Here is a 21,405-nt window from a genome sequence, read left to right as displayed (position 1 = left end):
CGCGTCATTCCGGCGCAGTCCGCAGGACTGAACCCGGAATCTCGAGATTCCGGGCTCGATGCTTCGCATCGCCCCGGAATGACTGCCCTGTGGCAACACGCGTTGACCACCCCGCCCCGCTGGCATACATTGGCACCGTTCCGAGGGGTGCTCCGAGGAGGAGCTGAGATACCGCTAAATGGGCAAATCCGCCCAGGACCGCGGTGACCCTTTGAACCTGATCCGGGTCATGCCGGCGAAGGGACAGGGATGTTACAGACGACCAAGCGAGCGGATTCCGCGGTATCCATCATCGGCGCAGGCATTGCGGGCGCCTGGCAGGCACTGCTGTTCGCGCAGGCCGGCCACGCCGTGACCTTGCACGAGCGCGGCGACGCTGCGATGACGGACTCCACCAGCCACTGGGCCGGCGGCATGCTGGCGCCATGGTGCGAGGCCGAGGTCGCCGAACCCATCATCAGCCGGCTGGGCCAGCGCTCCCTCGACATCTGGCGGCGCGAGCTGCCCGACACGCCCTTCAACGGTTCCCTGGTCGTCGCCCATCCGCGCGAGCGCAACGATTTCGAACGCTTTGCCCGGATGACCGAAGAGCACCGCCGGCTCGATGCCGCCGGCCTTGCCGAGCTCGAGCCGTCGCTGGAGGGCCGCTTCCGCGACGCCCTGTTCTTCCCGACCGAAGGCCATGTCGAGCCGCGCCGCGTGCTGCCGAAGCTGCACGAACGCATCCGCGCCGCCGGCGGCACCATCAAGTTCTCCAGCGACGTCAGCGCCGCCGATCTCGACGGCATCGTGATCGACTGCCGCGGCCTGTCCGCGCGCGACGAGCAGCCTGACCTGCGCGGCGTCAAGGGCGAGATGATCCTGATCGAGACGAGCGAGGTGCAGCTGGCGCGCCCGGTGCGGCTGATCCATCCGCGCTGGCCGCTCTACGTGATCCCGCGCGAGGACAATTTGTTCATGCTGGGGGCGACCTCGATCGAGGCCGAGGACACCGGCGTCAGCGTCCGCTCGGCGCTGGAGCTCTTGGGTGCGGCCTATACGGTGCACCCGGCGTTCGGCGAGGCGCGCATCGTCGAATTCGGCTCGGGCCTTCGCCCCGCTTTCCCCGACAATCTGCCGCGCATCGGCATTCGCGGCGAAAAGATCGCCGTCAACGGGCTCTACCGCCACGGCTTCCTGATCGCGCCGGCACTCGCCGAGCTGACGCTGCAATACGTCCAGCGCGGCCAGATCGACAACGAGGTGATGCAATGCGGGTGATCGTGCAATGCTTGTGATCATCAACGGTGAGCAGCGCGAGGTGGCTTCAGTCAGCGTGGACGCGCTGCTCTCCGAGCTCGACTACGAAGGCACCCATTTCGCGATCGCGCTGAACTACGACGTCGTGCCGAAAAGCCGCTGGGCCGAGACGAGCCTGAAGGCCGGCGACGAGATCGAGATCATCACGCCGCGGCAGGGAGGGTGAGGGGATGACCACACGCTCACTTCGCGAGGACGGCTGCATTGGCCCGTCATTCCGGGGCACGCGAAGCGTGAACCCGGAATCTCGCGCCACAACTTCGAGATTCCGGATCGGTCCGCGTTCCGCGGCCCGTCCGGAATGACGGGGAATTCGACATGGTGACCTTCTACGGCAAAACCTTCGCCTCGCGCCTCTTGATCGGCAGCGCGCTCTATCCCTCGCCGGCGATCATGCAAGGAGCGATCCGTGCCGCCGGCTCGAACATCGTCACCGTGTCGCTGCGTCGCGAATCCGCCGGCGGCAAGACGGGCGATGCGTTCTGGAACCTGATCCGCGAGCTCGACGTCGCCGTGCTGCCGAACACCGCCGGCTGCCGCAGCGTGCGCGAGGCGGTGACGACCGCAAAGCTCGCGCGCGAACTGTTCGGCACAAGCTGGATCAAGCTGGAAGTGATCGCCGACAACGACACGCTCCAGCCCGACGTCGTTGGCCTCGTCGAAGCAGCAAGCCTCCTGATCAAGGACGGTTTTGAGGTGTTCCCCTATTGCACCGAGGATCTCTCGGTTGCAAACCGCCTGGTCGATGCCGGCTGCAAGGTGGTGATGCCGTGGGCAGCGCCGATCGGCTCGGCCCGGGGCATCACCAACCGCGATGCGCTGAAGCTCTTGCGCGATCGCCTGCCCGACATCACGCTGGTGGTCGACGCCGGCATCGGCGCGCCGAGCCACGCGGCGCAGGCGCTCGAGCTCGGCTATGACGCCGTGCTGCTCAACACGGCGATCGCCAAAGCCGCCGATCCCGTCGCGATGGCCAACGCCTTCCGCCTGGGTGTCGAGGCCGGCCGCACCGCCTTTGAGGCCGGGTTGATGAACGCCCGCGACTTCGCCTCCCCTTCCACCCCTGTCGTTGGGACCCCGTTCTGGCATGCCGTATCCTGATCGCTTCTATCCCGTCGTGGACAGCCTCAACTGGGTCGAGCGCCTGACAAAACTCGGTGTCGGCACCATCCAGCTGCGCGCGAAAGACCTGAACGACGCCGAAGCGCTGCAGATCGTCACCGACGCGCTCGCCATCACCAACGGCACGCAGGCGAAGCTCGTCGTGAACGATTACTGGCGCGCGGCGATCGTCGCCGGCGCAAAGTATCTGCATCTCGGCCAGGAAGACCTCGCCGACGCCGATCTCAAGGCCATCCGCGAGGCGGGCCTTCTCCTCGGCATCTCCACCCATGACGACGCGGAGCTTGCGACCGCGCTCGCGGCCAAGCCGGATTACGTCGCGCTGGGCCCGATCTTCTTCACCACCTTGAAGTCGATGCGCTTCGAGCCGCAGGGCATTCCGAAGATCACGGAATGGAAAAAGCGCATCGGCACCATCCCGCTGGTCGCGATCGGCGGCATCAAGTTCGAGCACGCCGCGGAGATTTTTGCCGCGGGCGCCGATTCCATCGCCGTCGTTTCCGATGTCACGCAAAATACCGACCCCGACGCGCGGGTGCGGCAATGGCTCGGCGAGTCGAAGGAGGCGGCATGATGCGCCTCGCTCTCTCTACACACTCCGCCGTCATCGCCCGGCCTGACCGGGCGATCCAGTACGCCGCGGCCTCTCCGTATCCCACTACGGCCTCTGGAATACTGGATTCCCGCTCCCGTGCGCAATTGCGCACTAGGCGGGGATGACGGCGGTAATTGTCTCTCGTGCAGCGATGCCAACGAACTGAATTAAGGAGGATCCCATGAACATCCGCTCCAACCCGCAACAGACCGTTCCCGCCGTCACCACCGGCCCGCTGCCGTCTTCGCGAAAGATCTTCGCGTCCCCGGACGCCGCGCCCGACCTGCGCGTGCCCCTGCGCGAGATCATCCTGTCCGAAGGCGCCGGCGAGCCGAACCTGCCGGTGTACGACACCTCCGGCCCCTACACCGATCCGTCCGTGACCATCGACGTCAACGCCGGCCTTGCCCGGAGCCGCAAGCAATGGGTGCTGGAGCGCGGCGGCGTCGAGGAATATGAGGGCCGCCAGGTCAAGCCGGAGGACAATGGCAACCTCTCCACCGACAAGGCCGCGCGCGCGTTCAGCGCCTATCACAAGCCGCTGCGCGGCCTCGACGGCCACAAGATCACCCAGCTCGAATTCGCCCGCGCCGGCATCATCACCAAGGAGATGATCTACGTCGCCGCGCGCGAAAATCTCGGCCGCAAGGAGCAGCTCGAACGCGCTGAAGCCGCGCTCGCCGACGGCGAGAGCTTTGGCGCGGAGGTCCCGGCCTTCATCACCCCGGAGTTCGTGCGCTCCGAGATCGCGCGCGGCCGCGCCATCATCCCCTGCAACATCAACCACAGTGAACTCGAGCCGATGATCATCGGCCGCAACTTCCTGACCAAGATCAACGCCAATATCGGCAACTCGGCGGTGACCTCGTCGGTCGAGGAAGAGGTCGAGAAGATGGTGTGGGCGATCCGCTGGGGCGCCGACACCGTGATGGACCTCTCGACCGGCCGCAACATCCACACCACCCGCGAATGGATCTTGCGCAACGCGCCGGTGCCGATCGGCACCGTTCCCATTTATCAGGCGCTGGAGAAGTGCAACGGCGATCCGGTCAAGCTGACCTGGGAGCTCTACAAGGACACGCTGATCGAGCAGTGCGAGCAGGGCGTCGACTATTTCACGATCCACGCCGGCGTGCGCCTGTCCTACATCCACCTCACCGCCAACCGCGTCACCGGCATCGTCAGCCGCGGCGGCTCGATCATGGCGAAGTGGTGCCTGGCGCATCACAAGGAGAGCTTCCTCTATACGCATTTCGACGAGATCTGCGACCTTATGCGCAAGTATGACGTCTCGTTCTCGCTCGGCGACGGCCTGCGCCCGGGCTCGATCGCGGACGCCAACGACCGCGCGCAGTTCGCGGAGCTGGAGACGCTCGGCGAATTGACGAAGATCGCGTGGGACAAGGGCTGCCAGGTCATGATCGAAGGCCCCGGCCACGTGCCGATGCACAAGATCAAGATCAACATGGACAAGCAGCTTAGGGAGTGCGGCGAGGCGCCGTTCTACACGCTTGGACCGCTGACCACCGACATCGCGCCGGGCTACGACCACATCACCTCAGGCATTGGCGCGGCCATGATCGGCTGGTTCGGCTGCGCGATGCTCTGCTACGTCACGCCGAAGGAGCATCTCGGCCTGCCCGACCGCAACGACGTCAAGACTGGCGTCATCACCTACAAGATCGCGGCCCACGCCTCCGATCTCGCCAAGGGCCACCCGGCCGCCCAGCTCCGCGACGACGCGCTCTCCCGCGCCCGTTTCGACTTCCGCTGGAGCGACCAGTTCAACCTCGGCCTCGACCCCGATACCGCGAAAAACTTCCACGACGAGACCCTGCCGAAGGAAGCCCACAAGGTCGCGCATTTCTGCTCGATGTGTGGCCCGAAATTCTGCTCGATGAAGATCACGCAGGACGTGCGGGACTATGCGGCGACGCTGAACGACCCGAACAGCATCGGCATGTCGATCAGCGGGACGGCCGAAGACGGCATGAAGCAGATGAGCGCGAAGTTCAAGGAGATGGGCAGTAGCGTTTATCTGGATGCGGAGAAGGTGAAGGAGAGTAACCGGGTGCTGTGAGGGCAAGAAAAGCCTCGGACGATCCAATACATCGCGAAAGCCGGGCAGATCGCCCGGCTTTTTTTGGCAAAGCAGTTGACACAATCATTGGGCGAGTAGGCTTCGCTGCGCTCTAACCCTCCAATGGACCCGCAATTTGCCGAACGTCGCTCTCGAGAGACTCCCCGACCAGCTCCGCCCCGACCTCCGCCTCGTCTTCGTCGGTACCGCCGCCTCTACGCGCTCGGCCGAGCTGGGGCACTACTACGCCCATCCCGGCAACCGCTTCTGGCGCGCGATCCATGAGGCCGGGATCACGCCGCGGCGCTATCAGCCGAGCGAGTTCGCCGCGCTGCTCGATCTCGGGATCGGCTTCACCGATCTGTCCAAGTCGGGGGCCGGGATGGATCACCAGATCGCGACGGAGACGATCGACGTGCCGGGGGTCAGGGCCAAGATCGAAAAGTATCGGCCGCGGACGATTGCGTTCACGAGCAAGAAGGCGGCGAGCTTGTTTTACGGCAGGCCGTCGAGCGGGATTGCGCTGGGGCGACAGGCGCGGGATGGAAGCTGGCCCGAGGTGTTCGTGCTGCCCTCGCCGTCCGGTGCTGCGTCCGGGCATTGGACGCTGGAGCCGTGGCGAGAACTGGCGGCGTGGATTGCTGCGCTGGACGTTCAACACCCACAGACCTCATCCTGAGGAGACCGCCACCGGGTCCGCGCAATGCGCGGCCCGATGACAGGCTCCGCAGTCGTCTCGAAGGATGGCCGCGGGCGAGATGATGGGGCCTGCATGGTTCGAGACGGCGCTTCGCGCCTCCTCACCATGAGGAATGGACACCGTCACCCGCGCATGCGCCCTAAAGATCGAAATTGGTCGGCAGCATCACCACGTCTCGAATGGTCATGCCGCGCGGCCGCGTCAGCATGAACATCACGACCTCGGCCACGTCGCTGGCTTCCAGCAGGCTTCCCGAGTCCCTGGCTTCCTTCAGCTTCTCGGGCGGCCAGTCCGCGAGCAGCGCGCTGACGACCGGGCCGGGCGAGATCGAGCCCACGCGAATGCCATGCTTGAAGACCTGGCGCCGCACCGTCTGGACGAAGCAGTTGATCGCCCATTTGGACGACGCATAGACCGGCTCCCACGGCGTCGGAAAATGCGCCGCCAGCGAACTCGTGACGATGATGTCGCCGGTCCGGCGTTCGATCATGTGCGGTAGCACGTCGTGCACGTTTTTCATCACGACGTTGACATTCAGGTTCAGCATCCGGTCGATCGCCATGGTGTCGGCATCGACCAGATCGCCGCCGACATACGTGCCTGCGTTTGCATGCAGGATGTCGAGCTGGCCGGCCTTCTCCAAGACGCGCGGCAACAGCGTTGCGCAGTCTTCTGGATCGAGCAGGTCGACGACCAGCGGGATCACGGTGTCGCCGTGCTTGTTGCAGAGCGCCTTCAGCGCAGCCTCGTCGCGATCGATCATCACCACGCGCGCGCCCGCAGCCAGCATCGCCTCGGCACTCGCCAATCCGATGCCGGACGCGGCTCCGGTCACGGCGGCAACCTTGCCTTCCAATTCTCTCGCCATGGGGGCACCATCCTGCTGAGATTGGCAGTATAGCGATCCAAAGCGACCTGGCGAAGTGGATCACGTCGCAAAACGGTCAACGCGCGTAGGCAATGGGTTTCGCTTTGTTCTACCCATCCTACGCGCCAGAAAACGCGATAGGTTGTCGGAACCCACCCCGCCCGTTCGTCCTCAGGACAATACGCCACCACCCCGGAGCCCCCCGATGCCCACCATCACCGCCTTCGAAAGCTCGCCCGACCGCGGCAGGGGACAGGCGCGCGACATGCGGGTTCGCTGGGCGCTGGAGGAAGTCGGCCAGCCCTACGACGTCCGCCTCGTCTCGTTCGCGGCGATGAAGCAACCCGCGCATCTTGCGCTGCATCCGTTCGGGCAGATTCCGACCTTCGAGGACGGCGATCTCACCCTGTTCGAGTCGGGCGCGATCGTGCTCCACATCGCCGAACGCCATGATGGATTGTTGCCAAAGGATGCGGATGCGAGGGGCCGCGCGATTGCGTGGATGTTTGCCGCGCTCAATACGCTGGAGCCGCCGATCGTCGAGCTCGGAATGGCGCTGCTGTTCGAGCGCGACAAGAGCTGGTACGAGGCGCGCCTGCCCATGTTGCAGGATCGCGTCCGTACCAGGCTCGGCGAATTGTCGGCTCGCCTCGGCGATGCCGACTGGCTCGACGGCGCGTTCAGCGCCGGCGATCTCATGATGGTGACGGTGCTGCGCCGGCTCAACACCTCCGGCCTGCTGGACGAATACCCTGACATCGCCGCGTACGTCGCCCGCGGCGAAGCCCGGCCGGCGTTCAGGCGTGCGTTCGAGGCGCAGTTGGCGGTGTTCACCGCCGCATCGCGTTCGTAGGAGCGGCGCCCCACGCTATCGTCCTGGCTTTCGCAGGACGACAACGTGGGTTTGACGATTTCCGCCGGCCCATTGCGTCCGTCTCCCCGCCCCTGCATGCTGCCTCCGCCAACACGGAGGAGCCCGCTCATGCTGACGCTCTACTCCTACCCAAAACTGTTCGGCGTCGCCGACAACAACGGCTACGGCCTCAAGGTCTACGCCTTCCTGAAGCTCGCCGGCGTGCCGTTCGTGCACGAGCATATCTTCGATGCCTCCGCCGCGCCGCGCGGGCAGCTGCCCTACATCGTCGACGACGGCGAGACCATCGGCGACAGCGAGACGATCATCGCGCACGCCATCGCAAAATATCACCTGAGCATCGATGCCGGGCTTTCGCAGGACGCACGGAGGACCAATCACTTCGTCACCCGCATGCTGGACGATCTCTACTGGGTGATGTCGTACTCGCGCTGGAAGGACGAGCGCTACTATCCGGCGTTCCGCGACGCCTTCATCGCGCAGCATCCGCAGATCGACGCGGAAGGATTCGAGAAGGCGAAGGCGTACAACGCGCAGCGCTATCATTACCAGGGCATCGGCCGCTACACGCCGGAGCAGGCCTATGCGCGGGGCCTCGCGGACCTCGAGGTGCTGGCCGAGATCGTGCCCGCCACGGGCTTCGTGCACGGCAAAGCGCCGACCAGCTGTGATGCCGGTATCTACGGCTTCATCGCCAACATCTACTACTTTCCGATCCCGACGCCGCTGAAGGCGTTCGTCGATGCGCACGCCAATCTCGTCGCGCATTGCGAGCGGATTCATGCGGCGGTGACGGGAGCGTAGGGAGCCGTAGGGTGGGCAAAGCGAAGCGTGCCCACCAACTCTTTCGTCCGAGCTGACACCGATGGTGGGCACGGCGCTTACGCGCCTTTGCCCACCCTACGCACCTACCGCATCGTGATCGCAAGCCCGCTGAGATCCGCGTTCGCCATCAGGCCGGTCTGGTAGCCCGACAGCTCCAGCACCGCGCCCTTCTGGTTGGTGAGCACGATGGCGCGGGCGCCGCGGCCGACGGCAAGGCCGGCGCCGGCGGCGCCGTAGACGCCGGCGACGTCAGAGGGACGGTTGATGTTGGAGACGCGGCCGCGCAGCACGGTCTTGGAGCCGCCGAACACGAGGCCGTAATCGAGCCCGCCGGTGGAGAGCGCATAGGAGCGGCCGCGGAAGTTCAGGACGCCCGAGCCGCCGGAGCCGCCGATGATCCAGCCCGCCTTGTAGATCGTCAGCACCACGGTGCCGCCGTCGGCCAGCGCCGAGGTCGAGAGCCCGGCAAGCGCCGCGATGGCGACCAGCGCGGCGCGAAGGGTGGATGCGATCTTCATGGGGCGTCTCCGGGGGATATTTTTCAAGGGAGGGATCGAATCAGACCGGACGAATCTATCCGATCGATCGCGGCGGCAACATGATGGGGGGCGGCCGCACGTGGCAGCGAACTGCTCTCCCCGCTTGCACGGTACGCCCCCTCGCCCCGTTCTTACGGGGAGAGGGTTGGGGTGAGGGGCTGCCTCCTCGATCACGGTGACAGTCGAGCCCGCGGAGACTCCCCCTCACCCGGAATTTGCTCACGCAAATTCCGGCCTCTCCCCGCGCGCGGGGAGAGGCGAAGGTCCGCGCCTACCGACACTGTCGCCATGATGCAACTCTGCCGGTGTTTTGCCCGACGAGTCAAACGTCGTCGCGGCGTGGCCGACCCGACCGGACAATTCCGCTCCCTCCGATCGATCGGGGGCGCAAATTGCCGGGTCCGATCGCCCTCTCCCCACCCTTGCGCGCATGCAGCCGTTTTCCCCGGCGCATCAAATGCCTGCGCGTCCTCGCCGCGACCAGCCCGGCCGGAGGCGTTCTACTGTGCATGGGGTTGTTTTCGCGGTTTTCGTTTTTGCCCCCTGCGCCGGCTCCCTGATGACGATTGCAACTCCCCCGCATGTCGCTACGCTGATGGGCCCTGCACGACCCCCGAGGTGATCCCATGCCGATCCAGCATTTCGCGCCCCCGCCGCATGTGAAGGCACCGCCGCTGTCCTTTGCGACGCGCGTCGGCGATCTCCTGTTCGTCTCCGGCATTCCCGGCTTCGACGGCAATGGCGCGCTGCCCGACGGCTTCGAGCCGCAGTTCGCCAACGTCGCCATCAACATCAAGCGCGTGCTGGCCGAGGCCGGCGCAACCGTCCGCGATCTCGTCAAGGTCAGCGTGCTTCTGACGCGTGCCTCCGACGTTGCCGCCATGAACGCGCTCTATGCCGGCGCCTTCGGTCCGCCGCCCTATCCGGCACGCACCACCTGCGTGGTGCACGCGCTGCCCGATCCGCGGATGCTGATCGAGATCGAGGCGGTGGCGTCGCTTTCGAAGTGAGCAGTGTGACTTGCCGGGCACGCGGCCAAACCAAGTGCCCTGCATCGCCTGACATGTCCGTGAACGGCGGCTCCCCGGCTTGCAAAGGACCGGCTTTTACCGCACGAATTTTCGGGTCACACTTCCCCACAAGGAGATTTTTCATGCGTCGCGTTCTCGCCCTCTGTGCCGTTGCCGGCATCGCCACCTCCGTCTTTGCCGTACCGGCCTTGGCAGCCCCCAGCTATTACGTGATCCGCTGGGACAACACCGGCATCTGCCAGGTCTGGAACGAGGACCTGAAGTACAAGCCGTTCCAGTGGGGCGCCTCGACCTACAAGGTCGTCAGCAAGCCGCTCCCGACCTTCACGGCCGCCTCCGACCTCCAGATCAAGCTGCGCGGGGAGCGCCGCTGCACGCTCTGAGCCTGACGCGACAGACGGGATTTGAAAGGGCGGATCGCGCGAGCGATCCGCCCTCTTCTTTTGGCGCGCGGCCTCCCATTTTTCGGGCTGAATCCCGCATTTCCGGCGCACGCGCTTTGAACCTGATCAACAGGCGGAACTACTCACATCTTGTCCGGGGCGCGCCCCCCAAAAGCGCCCCGCACCCGCCTCCCGTCATTGTCGGGAGGCGCATCACATCTTTCATTTGAGGAGCTGATCATGCGTCGTATTTCCGTGCTGTGCGCTGCCGCCGGTCTTGCCGTCACCGCCTTCGTCGCCGCGAGCCCCGCGGAGGCCAGCTATCACCTGATCCGCTGGCAGGACACCGGCTTCTGCCAGATCTGGGACGAGAGCATCCCGACCGCGCCGTGGCCCGCCGACTACGCCCGCGTCAGCGCCACCGTGCCGACCTTCGTCGACGCACTCGCGCTGAAGGACCACGCGTTGAGAAACGGCCACTGCACCTGGTAGGATTCGATCGGCGGACGACAAGGGTCGGGCAAGGATGCGCTGCTAGCATCCTTGCCCGTTCGCGTTTCTATCCAGCGTTTCTACTCAGCTCCCGCGGGATCAATCGATGCGCAGGCTCACCACGACGGCAGCGATCCTCATTGCATCGCTCGCACTCGTCTCCACATCGCCGGCGCAGGCGCCGCAATCCTTCCGCGTGATCTCGCCGATCTTCGGCCAGCTCGTCAGCTTCGCGATGCCGTCGAACTTCGTCGCGGTGTTCGAGAACACCAAGGGCGGCCACTACATCCGCGAAGCCGTGCTGAAGGACGAGACGCCGGAACGCTGGACGCAGATGATCACGGTCACCGGCGAGAAGGGCATGACGCTGACACAAGGCGCCTCGCCCGAGGCACTCGCAGGCTCCATCGCCGGCGGCTTCAAATCGGCCTGCCCCGACAGCTTTGCGGCACAGCCGCTCGGCGCCACGAATTTCGGCCGCTTCGAGGGTTTTGTCGCGGTGATCGGCTGCGGCCGCGTCGACAGCGGCCCGACCCGCCACAGCGAGACCGCGCTGCTGGTCACGCTGAAGGGCACGACCGACTACTACACCATCCAATGGGCCGAGCGCGGCCCCGAGAGCGACGAGCCGCCGGTCAATGACGAACGCTGGCAAACCCGCCTGCGCGAGCTCGGCCCGATCGAGCTCTGCCCGATCGTACCAGGTGAAGCCGCCCCCTATCCGAGCTGCGTGAGCAAGAGCTGAGATTAGAAACAGCGCAGACGCCGTAGGGTGGGCAAAGCGAAGCGTGCCCACCATTCCATCCATCGCGAAGATGGTGGGCACGGCGCAAATGCGCCTTTGCCCACCCTACGAGATCTCGTCTGAGCGCTCTCACGCGTCCTTGTGCGCGCCGGGATGGATCAGCAGGTCGCGCGCGGCGGCGAGGTCGATGAAGGCTTCCGCGCTGCCGCCGCGGTCGGGATGCATGCCCTTGGCGGCGCGGCGATAGGCCTGGTTGATGTCCTCGCACGTGAGCTGCACCGCGAGCGGCAGGCCGAGCACCTTGCGGGCGCGATCCTCGCTCGAGAGTTTCTTCGGCGTCGCGTTGCGGCGGCCGAAGCGCGGCGCGGTAAGACCATGAACGACATCGAGGACCACGCCGAGGCGGCGCTGGGCTGCCAGCATGACGCTGCGATCGTCATTGTCCACAGCCTGGCGCAGCACCGGAAGCGCCTGCTCGGCGGCCTGTCGCAGCGTGACATCGGGGCTCATCCGCGCGATCTCGGCTATGAGCCGGCCCGCCTCGGCCCAATCGGCCGGCTCCGCCGACCGCAGGCGCTCGAGCGCCAATTTCCAGGATTCAAGCCGTTCCATCATGCGCGCAACGTTTAGCAATGAGAATCAGTATGCCAAGGCCGCCGTTTCCGACCCCTTAATTTCGAGTTAGCCTTTCATGAAATTTCGAAACGAATCCGGGAGGAAAATGTCATGGCATTGCTTGCAAATCACATCGCCGTCGTCACCGGCGCCGGTTCCGGCATCGGCCGGGCGATCGCGGCCGGCTACGCGCGCGAGGGCGCACAAGTGGTGCTGCTCGACGTCAACGCCGGCACCGTCGCGGAAGGGGCGCAGGAGATCCGCAAGGCCGGCGGCAGGGCCGAGAGCTTCGCGCTCGACGTGACCCGGCGCGACGACTGCTTTGCGCTGGCCAAGCAGGTCGCCGACAAGGTCGGGCAGGTCTCGATCCTCGTCAACAATGCCGGCATCACCCGCCGCAACGCCTTCACCGCGGAGACGGAGACGGTGGCGAAGGACTGGAACGACATCATCTCGCTCAACCTCAACGGCGTCTTCAACATGACGCAGGCCTTCCTCGCTCCCTTGCGCGCAGCCAAGGGCCGCATCGTCAATATCGGCTCGATCCAGTCCTTCGTGCATCTGCGCACGCCGAGCTCGGCGGCCTACACCACCTCCAAGCACGGCGTGCTCGGCTTCACCAAGGCGCTCGCGGCCGAGCTCGGCAAGGAAGGCGTGCGCGTCAACGCGATCGGGCCGGGCTTCATCGAGACCAACATCAACGCCAATGTGCGCGCCACCAATCCGGCGCTGGTGCAGGCCTTCGTCGATCACACCCCGCTGGCGCGCACCGGCAAGCCCGAGGACATCGTGGGTCCCGCGATCTTCCTTGCGTCGGATATGTCGGCCTACGTCACGGGAACGATCGTGATGGTGGACGGCGGATATCGGACGGTGTGAGGAGGACGCTTTCACCACCCGCTCAGTGTCATCGTCCGCCTTGTGCGCAATTGCGCACTGGGGCGGGGCATGACAGCGAATGTGCGGCGCAAGATACGTCCGCATCACCATGCATCTCGCGCCAATCGCGGCGGCTTCGCGGCAATCCCAAGGTCAATTGGTGCGATCGCCCGCGGTTAACCTTTCATTAACCAAACCCGCCCACCGTGGATTTACGGCTTGGGGGTCGTTTGTTCTCGATCCGCTTCCAACGATGGAAGCGGGCGTTGGTCGGGAGGTGTATTGATGACCACTGTTCATGTCGCCGCGCCGCAGGGCGCAGAATTCCTTGCTCCAAACCAGATCGTTCCGCTGCTGATCGGTGCGACCGTCGACGAGGTCGAGCGCGAGCTCGTGCTCCAGACGCTCGCCCGCTGTGACGGCAATCGCACACGCGCCGCGCGCGTGCTCGGCCTGTCGGTACGCACGCTGCGCAACAAGATCAGGCTCTATGCCGCCTCCGGCATCGTCGTGCCGGCCTATCAGGACTAACCAGCGCGTGGCCGCGCGGAGGTCGATCAGTCCGCCGGCGGCGGCGCGCGGCGCGACGATGTGCTGCGAAACAGCCGGCGCAGCTCCTGCGGCAGGTACGCGCCGGCGAGAACCGCGAGCGCGATGATCGCGACCGCGGCCGCGATCAGCTCGATCGCGCGGAGAACGATGGCCGTCATGACAGCCCATGACCCCTGCGGCTCTTCGGCGAAAGCAACCGGCACGATATCGGGCACCAACAGCTGGGCAAGGCCGAGCGCAGCGGCAAAAGTGACTGCAGACAAGCAGAACATTTTCCACGCTTCGCGCATCGGTCGCTCCTCGTGAGGTTGTGGCCGCGCGCCCTTCAGTGACACGCCGCCGCGTGCCACCGGTTGATGTTGATCAAGCGGGGTGCGATGCGCGGACAGAATTGCTGCTGTCGTCAAACGACGCTAAGTAGCTTGCTTCCGGTCAAGGGAGCAGTGGCGTGGCAGACGAACAGAAACGGCAGGGACCCCAGGGTCCGCGCGGGCGGCAAGGCGAGCCGGGACGGCCGGGACCGCAGGGTCATCCGGGCCGGCGCGGCCCGGACGGCGCGCGCGGCAAGCCGGGACCGCAAGGCAAGCCGGGACCGATCGGAAAGGCTGGCCCCGCAGGCAAGCCCGGCCCGCAAGGCAAGCAGGGCGAGGTCGGTCCGCGTGGCGCTGCCGGGGCGCAGGGACCCGTCGGACCGCAAGGCCCAGTGGGTCCGCAGGGCCCGCGCGGCGAGGCCGGCCCGCCCGGCCAGTTGCCGTCGATCGAGCAGGTATTGCCCTGGCTCGAACAGCTCTTCGACGCCTGGGACGAGCGCCGCCGCCAGCGCGAGCGTGAAGCCGCCGAGCGCGAGGCGCTGGAGGCCGCCGTGCAGGAAACCGACGAGCCGATCGCCGGTGACGAGAGCGACGACGGCGAAGACGACGACCACAAGAAAAAGAAGAAGAAGAAGAAGCACGGCCACAGGGATTAGTGGCCGCGGCTCAGCAAGAGATCCGCTTACGATTTCCGGGTCCCGGCTCTGCGGCGCACCGCTGAAGAAGCGCCGCGTCCGGGACACGAGCCCGGATCAGGAAGCCCTTGAGGAATCATCCTTGCGTGGCAGCATGCCCATGCGCTCGAACTGCCAGCGCATGGCGCGATACCAGAGATAGCCGACCGCCGCGCCGCACAGCGCCAGGATGACGACGCTCGCGCTCGAGAACGAACCGCCCCACCACATCATCCACGCGGTCCACAGCAGCGTGAAGATGATGGCACCTGCTTTGAGCGGAAGAAGGGGGCGGGTCATGGTCGTGCTCCGGGTTGGCAAAACCCCGGCAGACATCATCGCAAGTCGAGGCGCCCCAAACCGTGAGCCAGATCACGGAACGGGACAGTGGATCCGCTAGCCAAAGCGCAGCCGCGAGCGCTCCTTGGCCCTTTCCGCCTCGACCTCGCGGTCGCGCGCCGGCGCATGGGTGTGCAGCGAGGTGAGGAGCTTTCGCGCCGCCTCCGAGACCTCGGCCACGGCGCGATCGAACGCCGCCTCGTTGGCCTGCGACGGCCTGTTGAAGCCCGACAATTTGCGCACGAACTGCAAGGCCGAGGCATGGATCTCGTCCTCCGTCGCCGGCGGCTCGAAGTTGAACAGCGTCTTGATGTTGCGGCACATGCAGTCTCTCCCGATGTTTTCCTCGAGGACGATCGGCGGAACCAAAATCCTACATCCTTCCGGAGAGTTTTGCTAAGATCCGCCGCAACGCGGCCGCCGGATACGAGCCGCATGGGGAGAGAAACATGAAGACTTCTTGCGCGGCGCTGTCGGCCATTCTGCTGTCCATCTCGGCGTCGGCGATGGCTGCCGATTATCCTGCACCGAAACAGGGCGACTGGATCGCCAGGGATTTCAAGTTCCACACCGGCGAGGTCATGCCGGAGTTGCGGCTGCATTACACCACCGTCGGCGAGCCGAGCGGGCAACCGGTGCTGGTGCTGCATGGCACCGGCGGCTCGGGCGCAAGCATGCTGACGCCAGGCTTTGCCGGCGAGCTGTTCGGCGCGGGCCAGTCGCTCGACGCCGCCAAATACTACATCATCATTCCCGACGGCATCGGCCATGGCAAATCGTCAAAACCGTCCGACGGCATGAAGACCGGCTTTCCGAAATACGACTACGACGACATGGTCGAGGCGCAGTACCGCCTCGTGACGGAAGGACTCGGCGTCAAGCATCTGCGGCTCGTCATCGGCAATTCGATGGGCGGCATGCACACCTGGCTGTGGGGCGAGAAATATCCGAAGGCGATGGACGCGCTGATCCCGATGGCCTCGCAACCGACCGAGATGGCATCGCGCAACTGGATGCTGCGGCGGATCATGCTCGACACCATCCGCAACGACCCCGACTACAATGGCGGCAACTACTCCAGCCAGCCGCGCATGATGAAATACGCCGTCACCGCCTACGGCATCGCGAGCATCGGCGGAACGCTGGCCTATCAATCGCAGGCGCCGACGGCGGCCAAGGCCGACAAGATCGTCGACGAGCGGCTCGCGACGCCGATCACGGCCGATGCCAACGACTTCGTCTACCAGTGGGAGTCCTCGCACGACTACAATGCCGGGGAGAAGCTGGAGCAGATCGAAGCCTCGTTGCTCCTGATCAACTCCGCCGACGACGAGCGTAACCCGCCGGAGACCGGCCTCACGGACGCGGCGATGAAGCAGGTCAAGAACGGCCGCCTGTATCTGATCCCCGCCAGCACCGAAACGCGCGGTCACGGCACCACCGGCAATGCAAAGTTCTACAGCGAGCAGGTCAGGCAATTGCTGCAAACCGCGCCGCAACGGACGATGTAGAATCGGCGGGCCGCACGTCCTCATATCGCAATGCATCATGTGCGGCGCCTCTCGCGCCGCATATTATTTGAGCATGCAATGCGCTGACAGCTCGGGCTTAATCGCGTCAGCGACACGAATCGAGGCGCGGAGCGATCGCGCGCCATTGGCACGACACGCGATGAGGAGGATCGCATGCGCAGGCTCGCACTGTGCGTTTGGCTGGCTGCGATGACGGCGCTGACGAGCGCGGCGTTTGCGTTCGACAACGGGCAATATGATCACGTCCCGCCCGACATCCGCGCTTGGTTCAAGAGCGTGATCGCGCCGAACGGCGTGCCCTGCTGCGACATCTCCGACGGTCATCGCACGGACTATGACGTGCGCAACGGCGCCTATTGGGTACCGATCGAGGGACAGTGGATGGCAGTGCCCGAACGCGCCATCATCCGCGACCGCGGCAACCCGGTCGGCCAGGCCGTGGTGTGGTACGTCCACCATCGCGGCACCATCATCATCAGCTGCTTCGTGCCCGCCGATGCAGTGTAGCGCGTCGTAATGGATTTCATTGGCTGGGGCGGCCCGATCGGGTAGCTTGCCCCCAAGCTGATGCGGAGACACGCCGTTGACCGATCTTTGCGCCGAAGACCTCGCCACCATCTATGCCAAGCCGAGCCCGCGCGTGATAGCAAAGGCACGTCCCGCGATCGATGCGCATGCGAAGAAATTCATCGAGATGTCGCCGTTCTGCGTGCTCGCGACGTCAGGCGCGGACGGCAGCGTCGACGCCTCGCCGCGCGGCGGCGGCATCGGCTTCGTCCACGTCGCCGGCCCCAACCAGCTGCTGATGCCCGACCGCTCCGGCAACAACCGGATCGACAGTTTTCGCAACGTCGTCGAGGGCTCGGGCTTCGTGCATCTGTTGTTCTTCGTCCCCGGCATCGACGAGACGCTGCGCGTCGGCGGGCGCGGCACGCTCTCGGCCGATCCGGATCTGCTCGCCGCGATGGTGGAGTTCGGCAAGCCACCGCGCGCGGTGCTGAACGTCGCGGTCAGCGAAGTCTATTTCCACTGCGGCAAGGCGCTGATGCGCTCGAAGCTGTGGTCGCCGGAGAAGGTGCAGCGCTCGGTGATGCCGAGCATCGTCGAAGTCATTCACGACCAGACGGGCCTGGGCGAACCGGAGAGTCAGGAGATCGTGGAAGAGCGCTACAAGCAGCAGCTGTAGGCGCGCTTTCGTTCCGCAAACAGATCGTCATGCCCGGGCTTGACCCGGTCATCCACATCTTCATTGCGCGCAGCATGTGGAGGCCGGGTCAAGCCCGGCCATGACGAATGGAGAGCGCGCGGTCGGAGCTTAATGCCCCTCGCCCTCGAGCCCGCCGACGTGCTTCTGGGTGTAGAGCTCGAGGCCGATGCGGCCGATCAGGTCGAGCTGGGTTTCGAGGAAGTCGATGTGGTGCTCCTCGTCGCTCATCAGCTTCTCGAACAGGTCGCGCGTGACGTAGTCCTTGACGCCGTGGCAGTAGGTCGCCGCTTCCTGGTAGAGCGCCCGCGCGCTCATCTCGGCGGCGAGATCGCACTCGATGATCTCCTTGACGTTCTGGCCGATGCGCAGCGGATCGAGCACCTGCATGTTCGGGAAGCCGTCGAAGAACAGGATGCGCGCGGTGAGCTTGTCAGCGTGCTCCATCTCCTCGATGGATTCCTTGCGCCAGACCTTGGCCATGTCCAGCAGGCCCCAATTGTCGAGGAAGCGGTAGTGCAGCCAGTACTGGTTGATCGCAGTCAGCTCGTGACGCAGTGCCTTGTTGAGGTAGTCGATGACTTTTGCGTCGCCCTGCATGGTTCACTCCAGCTCTTGCAGTCCAAATCGGTACTAAACCAAATTTAGAACGTTTCTAAATGAGTTTACGGAAGGGGGCAACCGGCTACGGGGACGCAGCGGGGGAAAAGCTCAGCCGACAGCGCGGAAGATTTCAGCAGGCCGCGAGCGCGAACTGGGCGGACTCGGCCGTCTCGTCATTGGCGGCCACGGTGTGGCTGTGCGGGCAGCCGGAGCAGCAGGACTTGGCGCACGGGCCAAGCGCTTCATCGATGATGGTCTTGATCGTCCGCGCGCAGCGGCCGCATTCGGCGCTACAGCCGAGGCAGCCATAGACCTGCTTGGCATGGCGCACGGCGTCGTCGGACTCGGCCACAGCGGCGCGGATGTCGTCATCGCTCAGCACGTTACAGGAACAAACGATCATGGAAGCGGCAGGCCCTTCGGTGATGCGCCATCATCGATATTTAACGGGCCAGCCGGATGCAAAGGGAAAAACCGGTATTTGAAGCTATTCCAAACTGACCCGGAAACAGCCTAGAACGGCTCTAAAATAGGGTGTTGCGCTGGATCAAGATGGCGGCCGGATCTAGTCGCCGCCACCGCCTCCCCCACCGTCGCCGCCGCCTCCGCAATCCCCGCCGCTGCTGCCGCTATCGCTGCTGGAACAGCTGCCGGTGTCGGTCGAGTTCCCCGAGCTGTCGCTGGAAAACCAGCTTCCCAGCGAGAAGCCGTCGCTGGTCCCCGAATAGCTGTCGCCGCCGCCATCGCTGCCGGCCCCTGCGCGGGAGCGGCGTTGGCCGCGATTCTGGAGGTGGGTGATCCAGCCGTAGCCGATGGCGAAGACGATCCCGGCAGCAATCAATGCATTGATCATCGCGTTGCCCATCATCGCCTCCCTGGCGGAGCTGCGATCCACACCAATTCGTCGCACCCGGCCAAGGTGCCGTTCATTGATCATTCAAACGAAGTATGGAACTTTACCCCCCAAAGAGTTCCCGCGTGTTTGTGCGAAAGGTCAAGCCAATGAAGAAGTCGCTCCTGGCAGTCGCTGCCCTCACCGCTGTGGCCCTGACGGCCGGGACGCCGGCCCATGCGCAGCGCGGCGTCGCTGCCGGCGTGGCGGCTGGGATCATCGGCGGCGCCATTGTCGGCGGCGCGCTCGCTTCCCCGTATTATTACGGACCCGGGCCGGGCTACGCGTATGGTCCGGGTTATGGCCCTGGTTACTACCCGCCCCGCTACTACGCGCCGGGCCCGGGTTATGCCGCCGACGACTATTACGGCGGTTGCGTCTGGCAGAGGCAGCGCTTCTGGGACGGCTATGGCTGGCGCGTCCGCCGCGTCAGGGTCTGTGGCTGAGGCGCCAAAAGCCGGTTCACGACGGATGCGCCGTTCATCTCGGAGCCCGAAAAAGACCGCTTTTTCTCGTCACAGCTCTGTGTGCGTTTACCGTGGATTGACCATTTGCGCGCTTCCTAGCTGCAAGGCTAATTCCATCAGAGTGTGCGTGAACCTTTGAACCCCGGGCGCCTCTAACAAGGGGAACCCATCTCCCAGGAGAGCCAAGAGCATGAAGAAGACTTTAGTTGCCGCCCTCACGGTTGCGACGGTCGCCGGTTCGCTGGTGACCGCTGCTCCGTCCGCAAAGGCCCATGACGGCGTCGGCGCGGGCATCGCGGCCGGCCTGATCGGCGGCGCCATCGTCGGCGGCGCGATCGCCTCGAGCCGTCCGGCCTATGGCGGCCCCGTCTACGTCGCCGAGCCCCCGCCGCCCGCGCCCTGCTACTGGCAGCGTCAGCGTTACTGGGACGGTTACGGCTGGGTCATCCGCCCGGTTCGCGTCTGCTACTGATCTGATCGCTACGGCGCTCGTGAGCGCCACGATCGAAGCCCGGCCGAGACCATCGGCCGGGCTTTTTCTTTTGGTCCCGCTCGCTATCGCGCCGCCTCGATCGAGCGCAGCACCTCTTCGCTCGGCCAGCAATCGACCTTCAGGCCCGCCGACTTTTGATAAGCACCGAGCGCTGCGCGCGTCTGCATGCCGGCCTTGCCGTCGATCTTGTCCTTGTAGAACCCGACGCGCGTGAGCCCGCGCTGCATGGTCTCGACGTCCCTGGTGCGCAATTGCTTCGAGGCCGACCACGGCGTTGCGAAGGGCAACGGGCTCGTCATGCGGTCGCTGAGATGACCGACGAACAGCACGTAGAGGTCGGAGAAATTGTATTCCTTGATGACGAAGTAGTTCTTCGTGGTCAGGAACGACGGGCCGTAGATCCCTTCCGGCTGCAGCAACGAGGCCGGCTGCGCCTGCTCCGCGGCGCTGAGCTTTTGTCCACGCACCGGCACGAAGCCTTCGCGCAGCCATTGGCTGATCGGCTTCGTCACCTCCGGCACCCCGGTGGTGCAATCGACCTTCGCCGGCGCCTGCACCTCGTAGGCCCAGCGCACGCCGCTCTGCCACCCCTTGTTGACGAGTTGCTGGGCGGCGGAGGCGAGCGCATCCGGCACCGAGTGCCAGATGTCGATGCGGCCGTCGCGGTCGAAGTCGACGCCGTGCTTGTAATATTCGGACGGCAGGAATTGCGTGAGCCCGGTGGCGCCGGCCCAGGACGAACGCATGTCCTTGCGCGTCACCACGCCCTCGCCAAGGATCTTCAGCGAGAGGATGAACTCGTTGCGATAGGTGTCCTTGCGGCGGCCGACATAGGCCTGCGTCGCCAGCACGCGCACCAGATCATACGGCAGCGTGTAGCGGCCGTAGTCGGTCTCGCGGCCCCAGATCGCGAGCATGACGGTCGCCGGCACGCCGGAGGTCTTCTCGATCTCGGTCAGCGCGGGACGATATTTCTGCAGGAGCCGCTGCCCCTCGCCCGCAAGGCGCGCGATCGAGGCGTCCCTGACGTAGTCGGCCGGCACCTGCACGAACTCGGCCTGCGACGGCGCACCGGTCGCCGGCCGGCCCGGCAGGATCAGATCCGGCAGCTTGTAGTCCGGCTCGAGCCCGCGCGTCTCTTGCTCGAACGTCGCGCGCGACACGCCGGCCGCCTGCGCCTCCGGCCAGAGCGAGGCGATGAACTGCGTGAAGGCGGCGTCGGCGGCGCGGGCGGACGACCAGCCGCAGGTGACAACGATCACCGCAGCGATGAGCGCCCGCCGCATCATGC

General features: G+C 65.4%; 30 protein-coding genes and 1 riboswitch. Of the genes, 20 read left to right on the top strand and 10 right to left on the bottom strand.

Annotated elements, in window-relative coordinates; all coding sequences use genetic code 11:
- Window positions 1-133 precede the first annotated feature (133 nt).
- Window positions 134-262, top strand: a riboswitch (TPP riboswitch).
- From EI171_RS14375 to EI171_RS14350, 6 genes are all read left to right on the top strand, one after another.
- Complete coding sequence (locus EI171_RS14375; protein WP_161533659.1) at window positions 250-1,260, top strand: FAD-dependent oxidoreductase; 1,011 nt, start codon at window positions 250-252, stop codon at window positions 1,258-1,260. (Overlaps the previous riboswitch by 13 nt.)
- Window positions 1,261-1,267: 7 nt before the next feature.
- Window positions 1,268-1,465 (top strand): sulfur carrier protein ThiS, encoded by a 198-nt coding sequence (thiS, locus tag EI171_RS14370; protein WP_011089396.1) that lies wholly within the window; start codon window positions 1,268-1,270, stop codon window positions 1,463-1,465.
- A gap of 152 nt (window positions 1,466-1,617) precedes the next feature.
- Window positions 1,618-2,400 (top strand): thiazole synthase, encoded by a 783-nt coding sequence (locus EI171_RS14365; RefSeq protein WP_161533658.1) that lies wholly within the window; start codon window positions 1,618-1,620, stop codon window positions 2,398-2,400.
- Window positions 2,387-2,995 (top strand): thiamine phosphate synthase, encoded by a 609-nt coding sequence (locus tag EI171_RS14360; protein ID WP_161533657.1) that lies wholly within the window; start codon window positions 2,387-2,389, stop codon window positions 2,993-2,995. Before EI171_RS14365 ends, EI171_RS14360 begins: the two co-directional genes overlap by 14 nt.
- A gap of 202 nt (window positions 2,996-3,197) precedes the next feature.
- Window positions 3,198-5,096 carry a phosphomethylpyrimidine synthase ThiC gene (thiC, locus tag EI171_RS14355; protein WP_161533656.1) on the top strand — a complete coding sequence of 633 codons (1,899 nt, stop codon included), beginning with the start codon at window positions 3,198-3,200 and terminating at the stop codon, window positions 5,094-5,096.
- Between the two features lie 136 nt (window positions 5,097-5,232).
- The gene (locus EI171_RS14350) at window positions 5,233-5,775 is read left to right on the top strand and encodes a mismatch-specific DNA-glycosylase (protein WP_161533655.1); all 543 of its coding nucleotides are present in this window, start codon (window positions 5,233-5,235) and stop codon (window positions 5,773-5,775) included.
- Between the two features lie 160 nt (window positions 5,776-5,935).
- On the opposite strand, the gene EI171_RS14345 is transcribed toward EI171_RS14350, so the two are convergent.
- A complete protein-coding gene (locus EI171_RS14345) occupies window positions 5,936-6,664 on the bottom strand; it encodes an SDR family oxidoreductase (protein WP_161533654.1) in 729 nt (242 codons plus the stop codon).
- 205 nt (window positions 6,665-6,869) lie between these two features.
- Here EI171_RS14345 and EI171_RS14340 point away from each other — a divergent pair, with 205 nt between their 5' ends.
- Window positions 6,870-7,517 (top strand): glutathione S-transferase family protein, encoded by a 648-nt coding sequence (locus EI171_RS14340; RefSeq protein ID WP_161533653.1) that lies wholly within the window; start codon window positions 6,870-6,872, stop codon window positions 7,515-7,517.
- Between the two features lie 129 nt (window positions 7,518-7,646).
- Window positions 7,647-8,342, top strand: coding sequence for a glutathione S-transferase family protein (locus tag EI171_RS14335; RefSeq protein ID WP_161533652.1), 696 nt, complete (start codon window positions 7,647-7,649; stop codon window positions 8,340-8,342).
- 104 nt (window positions 8,343-8,446) lie between these two features.
- Here EI171_RS14335 and EI171_RS14330 read toward each other — a convergent pair whose 3' ends face one another.
- Complete coding sequence (locus EI171_RS14330; protein WP_060908642.1) at window positions 8,447-8,881, bottom strand: hypothetical protein; 435 nt, start codon at window positions 8,879-8,881, stop codon at window positions 8,447-8,449.
- A gap of 647 nt (window positions 8,882-9,528) precedes the next feature.
- Here EI171_RS14330 and EI171_RS14325 point away from each other — a divergent pair.
- From EI171_RS14325 to EI171_RS14310, 4 genes are all read left to right on the top strand, one after another.
- The gene (locus EI171_RS14325) at window positions 9,529-9,912 is read left to right on the top strand and encodes a RidA family protein (protein WP_161533651.1); all 384 of its coding nucleotides are present in this window, start codon (window positions 9,529-9,531) and stop codon (window positions 9,910-9,912) included.
- 143 nt (window positions 9,913-10,055) lie between these two features.
- Window positions 10,056-10,316, top strand: a complete 261-nt coding sequence (locus tag EI171_RS14320) for a hypothetical protein (RefSeq protein WP_038966401.1) — start codon at window positions 10,056-10,058, stop codon at window positions 10,314-10,316.
- Between the two features lie 240 nt (window positions 10,317-10,556).
- Complete coding sequence (locus EI171_RS14315) at window positions 10,557-10,808, top strand: hypothetical protein (RefSeq protein WP_161533650.1); 252 nt, start codon at window positions 10,557-10,559, stop codon at window positions 10,806-10,808.
- Window positions 10,809-10,914: 106 nt separating this feature from the next.
- On the top strand, window positions 10,915-11,553 hold the full coding sequence (locus EI171_RS14310; protein ID WP_161533649.1) for a hypothetical protein: 639 nt from the start codon (window positions 10,915-10,917) through the stop codon (window positions 11,551-11,553).
- Between the two features lie 129 nt (window positions 11,554-11,682).
- Here EI171_RS14310 and EI171_RS14305 read toward each other — a convergent pair whose 3' ends face one another.
- Entirely contained in the window at window positions 11,683-12,168 is a 486-nt protein-coding gene (locus tag EI171_RS14305) for a J domain-containing protein (protein ID WP_161533648.1), read from the bottom strand.
- Window positions 12,169-12,279: 111 nt separating this feature from the next.
- Here EI171_RS14305 and EI171_RS14300 point away from each other — a divergent pair, with 111 nt between their 5' ends.
- The gene (locus EI171_RS14300) at window positions 12,280-13,047 is read left to right on the top strand and encodes an SDR family NAD(P)-dependent oxidoreductase (protein WP_161533647.1); all 768 of its coding nucleotides are present in this window, start codon (window positions 12,280-12,282) and stop codon (window positions 13,045-13,047) included.
- Between the two features lie 285 nt (window positions 13,048-13,332).
- Complete coding sequence (locus tag EI171_RS14295; protein ID WP_011089412.1) at window positions 13,333-13,578, top strand: helix-turn-helix domain-containing protein; 246 nt, start codon at window positions 13,333-13,335, stop codon at window positions 13,576-13,578.
- A 26-nt stretch (window positions 13,579-13,604) separates the two neighbouring features.
- Here the strand turns inward: EI171_RS14295 and EI171_RS14290 are convergent, their stop codons facing one another.
- Window positions 13,605-13,889, bottom strand: a complete 285-nt coding sequence (locus tag EI171_RS14290) for a hypothetical protein (RefSeq protein ID WP_202633147.1) — start codon at window positions 13,887-13,889, stop codon at window positions 13,605-13,607.
- 158 nt (window positions 13,890-14,047) lie between these two features.
- Between EI171_RS14290 and EI171_RS14285 the strand changes: the two genes are divergently transcribed.
- Window positions 14,048-14,566 carry a collagen-like protein gene (locus EI171_RS14285; protein ID WP_161533645.1) on the top strand — a complete coding sequence of 173 codons (519 nt, stop codon included), beginning with the start codon at window positions 14,048-14,050 and terminating at the stop codon, window positions 14,564-14,566.
- 96 nt (window positions 14,567-14,662) lie between these two features.
- On the opposite strand, the gene EI171_RS14280 is transcribed toward EI171_RS14285, so the two are convergent.
- Window positions 14,663-14,884, bottom strand: a complete 222-nt coding sequence (locus tag EI171_RS14280; RefSeq protein WP_028176308.1) for a hypothetical protein — start codon at window positions 14,882-14,884, stop codon at window positions 14,663-14,665.
- Between the two features lie 96 nt (window positions 14,885-14,980).
- A complete protein-coding gene (locus EI171_RS14275; RefSeq protein WP_028176309.1) occupies window positions 14,981-15,247 on the bottom strand; it encodes a DUF2277 domain-containing protein in 267 nt (88 codons plus the stop codon).
- Between the two features lie 125 nt (window positions 15,248-15,372).
- Between EI171_RS14275 and EI171_RS14270 the strand changes: the two genes are divergently transcribed.
- From EI171_RS14270 to EI171_RS14260, 3 genes are all read left to right on the top strand, one after another.
- Complete coding sequence (locus EI171_RS14270) at window positions 15,373-16,434, top strand: alpha/beta fold hydrolase (protein WP_161533644.1); 1,062 nt, start codon at window positions 15,373-15,375, stop codon at window positions 16,432-16,434.
- Between the two features lie 174 nt (window positions 16,435-16,608).
- Window positions 16,609-16,962, top strand: coding sequence for a hypothetical protein (locus EI171_RS14265; RefSeq protein ID WP_027547906.1), 354 nt, complete (start codon window positions 16,609-16,611; stop codon window positions 16,960-16,962).
- Window positions 16,963-17,038: 76 nt separating this feature from the next.
- Window positions 17,039-17,641, top strand: a complete 603-nt coding sequence (locus tag EI171_RS14260) for a pyridoxamine 5'-phosphate oxidase family protein (protein WP_161533643.1) — start codon at window positions 17,039-17,041, stop codon at window positions 17,639-17,641.
- Between the two features lie 129 nt (window positions 17,642-17,770).
- Here EI171_RS14260 and bfr read toward each other — a convergent pair whose 3' ends face one another.
- From bfr to EI171_RS14245, 3 genes are all read right to left on the bottom strand, one after another.
- Window positions 17,771-18,259 carry a bacterioferritin gene (gene bfr / locus EI171_RS14255; protein WP_011089420.1) on the bottom strand — a complete coding sequence of 163 codons (489 nt, stop codon included), beginning with the start codon at window positions 18,257-18,259 and terminating at the stop codon, window positions 17,771-17,773.
- A 133-nt stretch (window positions 18,260-18,392) separates the two neighbouring features.
- Window positions 18,393-18,665: a bacterioferritin-associated ferredoxin gene (locus tag EI171_RS14250; RefSeq protein WP_011089421.1), complete on the bottom strand. Its 273-nt coding sequence runs from the start codon at window positions 18,663-18,665 to the stop codon at window positions 18,393-18,395.
- Between the two features lie 162 nt (window positions 18,666-18,827).
- Window positions 18,828-19,130, bottom strand: a complete 303-nt coding sequence (locus EI171_RS14245; RefSeq protein WP_028176313.1) for a hypothetical protein — start codon at window positions 19,128-19,130, stop codon at window positions 18,828-18,830.
- A gap of 134 nt (window positions 19,131-19,264) precedes the next feature.
- On the opposite strand from EI171_RS14245, the gene EI171_RS14240 reads away from it, so the two are divergent.
- Together EI171_RS14240 and EI171_RS14235 are read left to right on the top strand one after the other, a co-directional pair.
- A complete protein-coding gene (locus EI171_RS14240) occupies window positions 19,265-19,600 on the top strand; it encodes a hypothetical protein (protein ID WP_038966395.1) in 336 nt (111 codons plus the stop codon).
- 211 nt (window positions 19,601-19,811) lie between these two features.
- Entirely contained in the window at window positions 19,812-20,093 is a 282-nt protein-coding gene (locus tag EI171_RS14235) for a hypothetical protein (protein WP_011089423.1), read from the top strand.
- Between the two features lie 83 nt (window positions 20,094-20,176).
- Here the strand turns inward: EI171_RS14235 and EI171_RS14230 are convergent, their stop codons facing one another.
- On the bottom strand, window positions 20,177-21,403 hold the full coding sequence (locus tag EI171_RS14230; protein ID WP_161533642.1) for a lytic murein transglycosylase: 1,227 nt from the start codon (window positions 21,401-21,403) through the stop codon (window positions 20,177-20,179).
- Window positions 21,404-21,405: the final 2 nt, after the last annotated feature.

Source organism: Bradyrhizobium sp. LCT2 (genome assembly GCF_009931255.1).
Taxonomy (GTDB): domain Bacteria; phylum Pseudomonadota; class Alphaproteobacteria; order Rhizobiales; family Xanthobacteraceae; genus Bradyrhizobium; species Bradyrhizobium diazoefficiens.
Note: the sequence above shows the minus strand (reverse complement) of the source record. Positions and strands in the feature narration are given on the sequence as shown.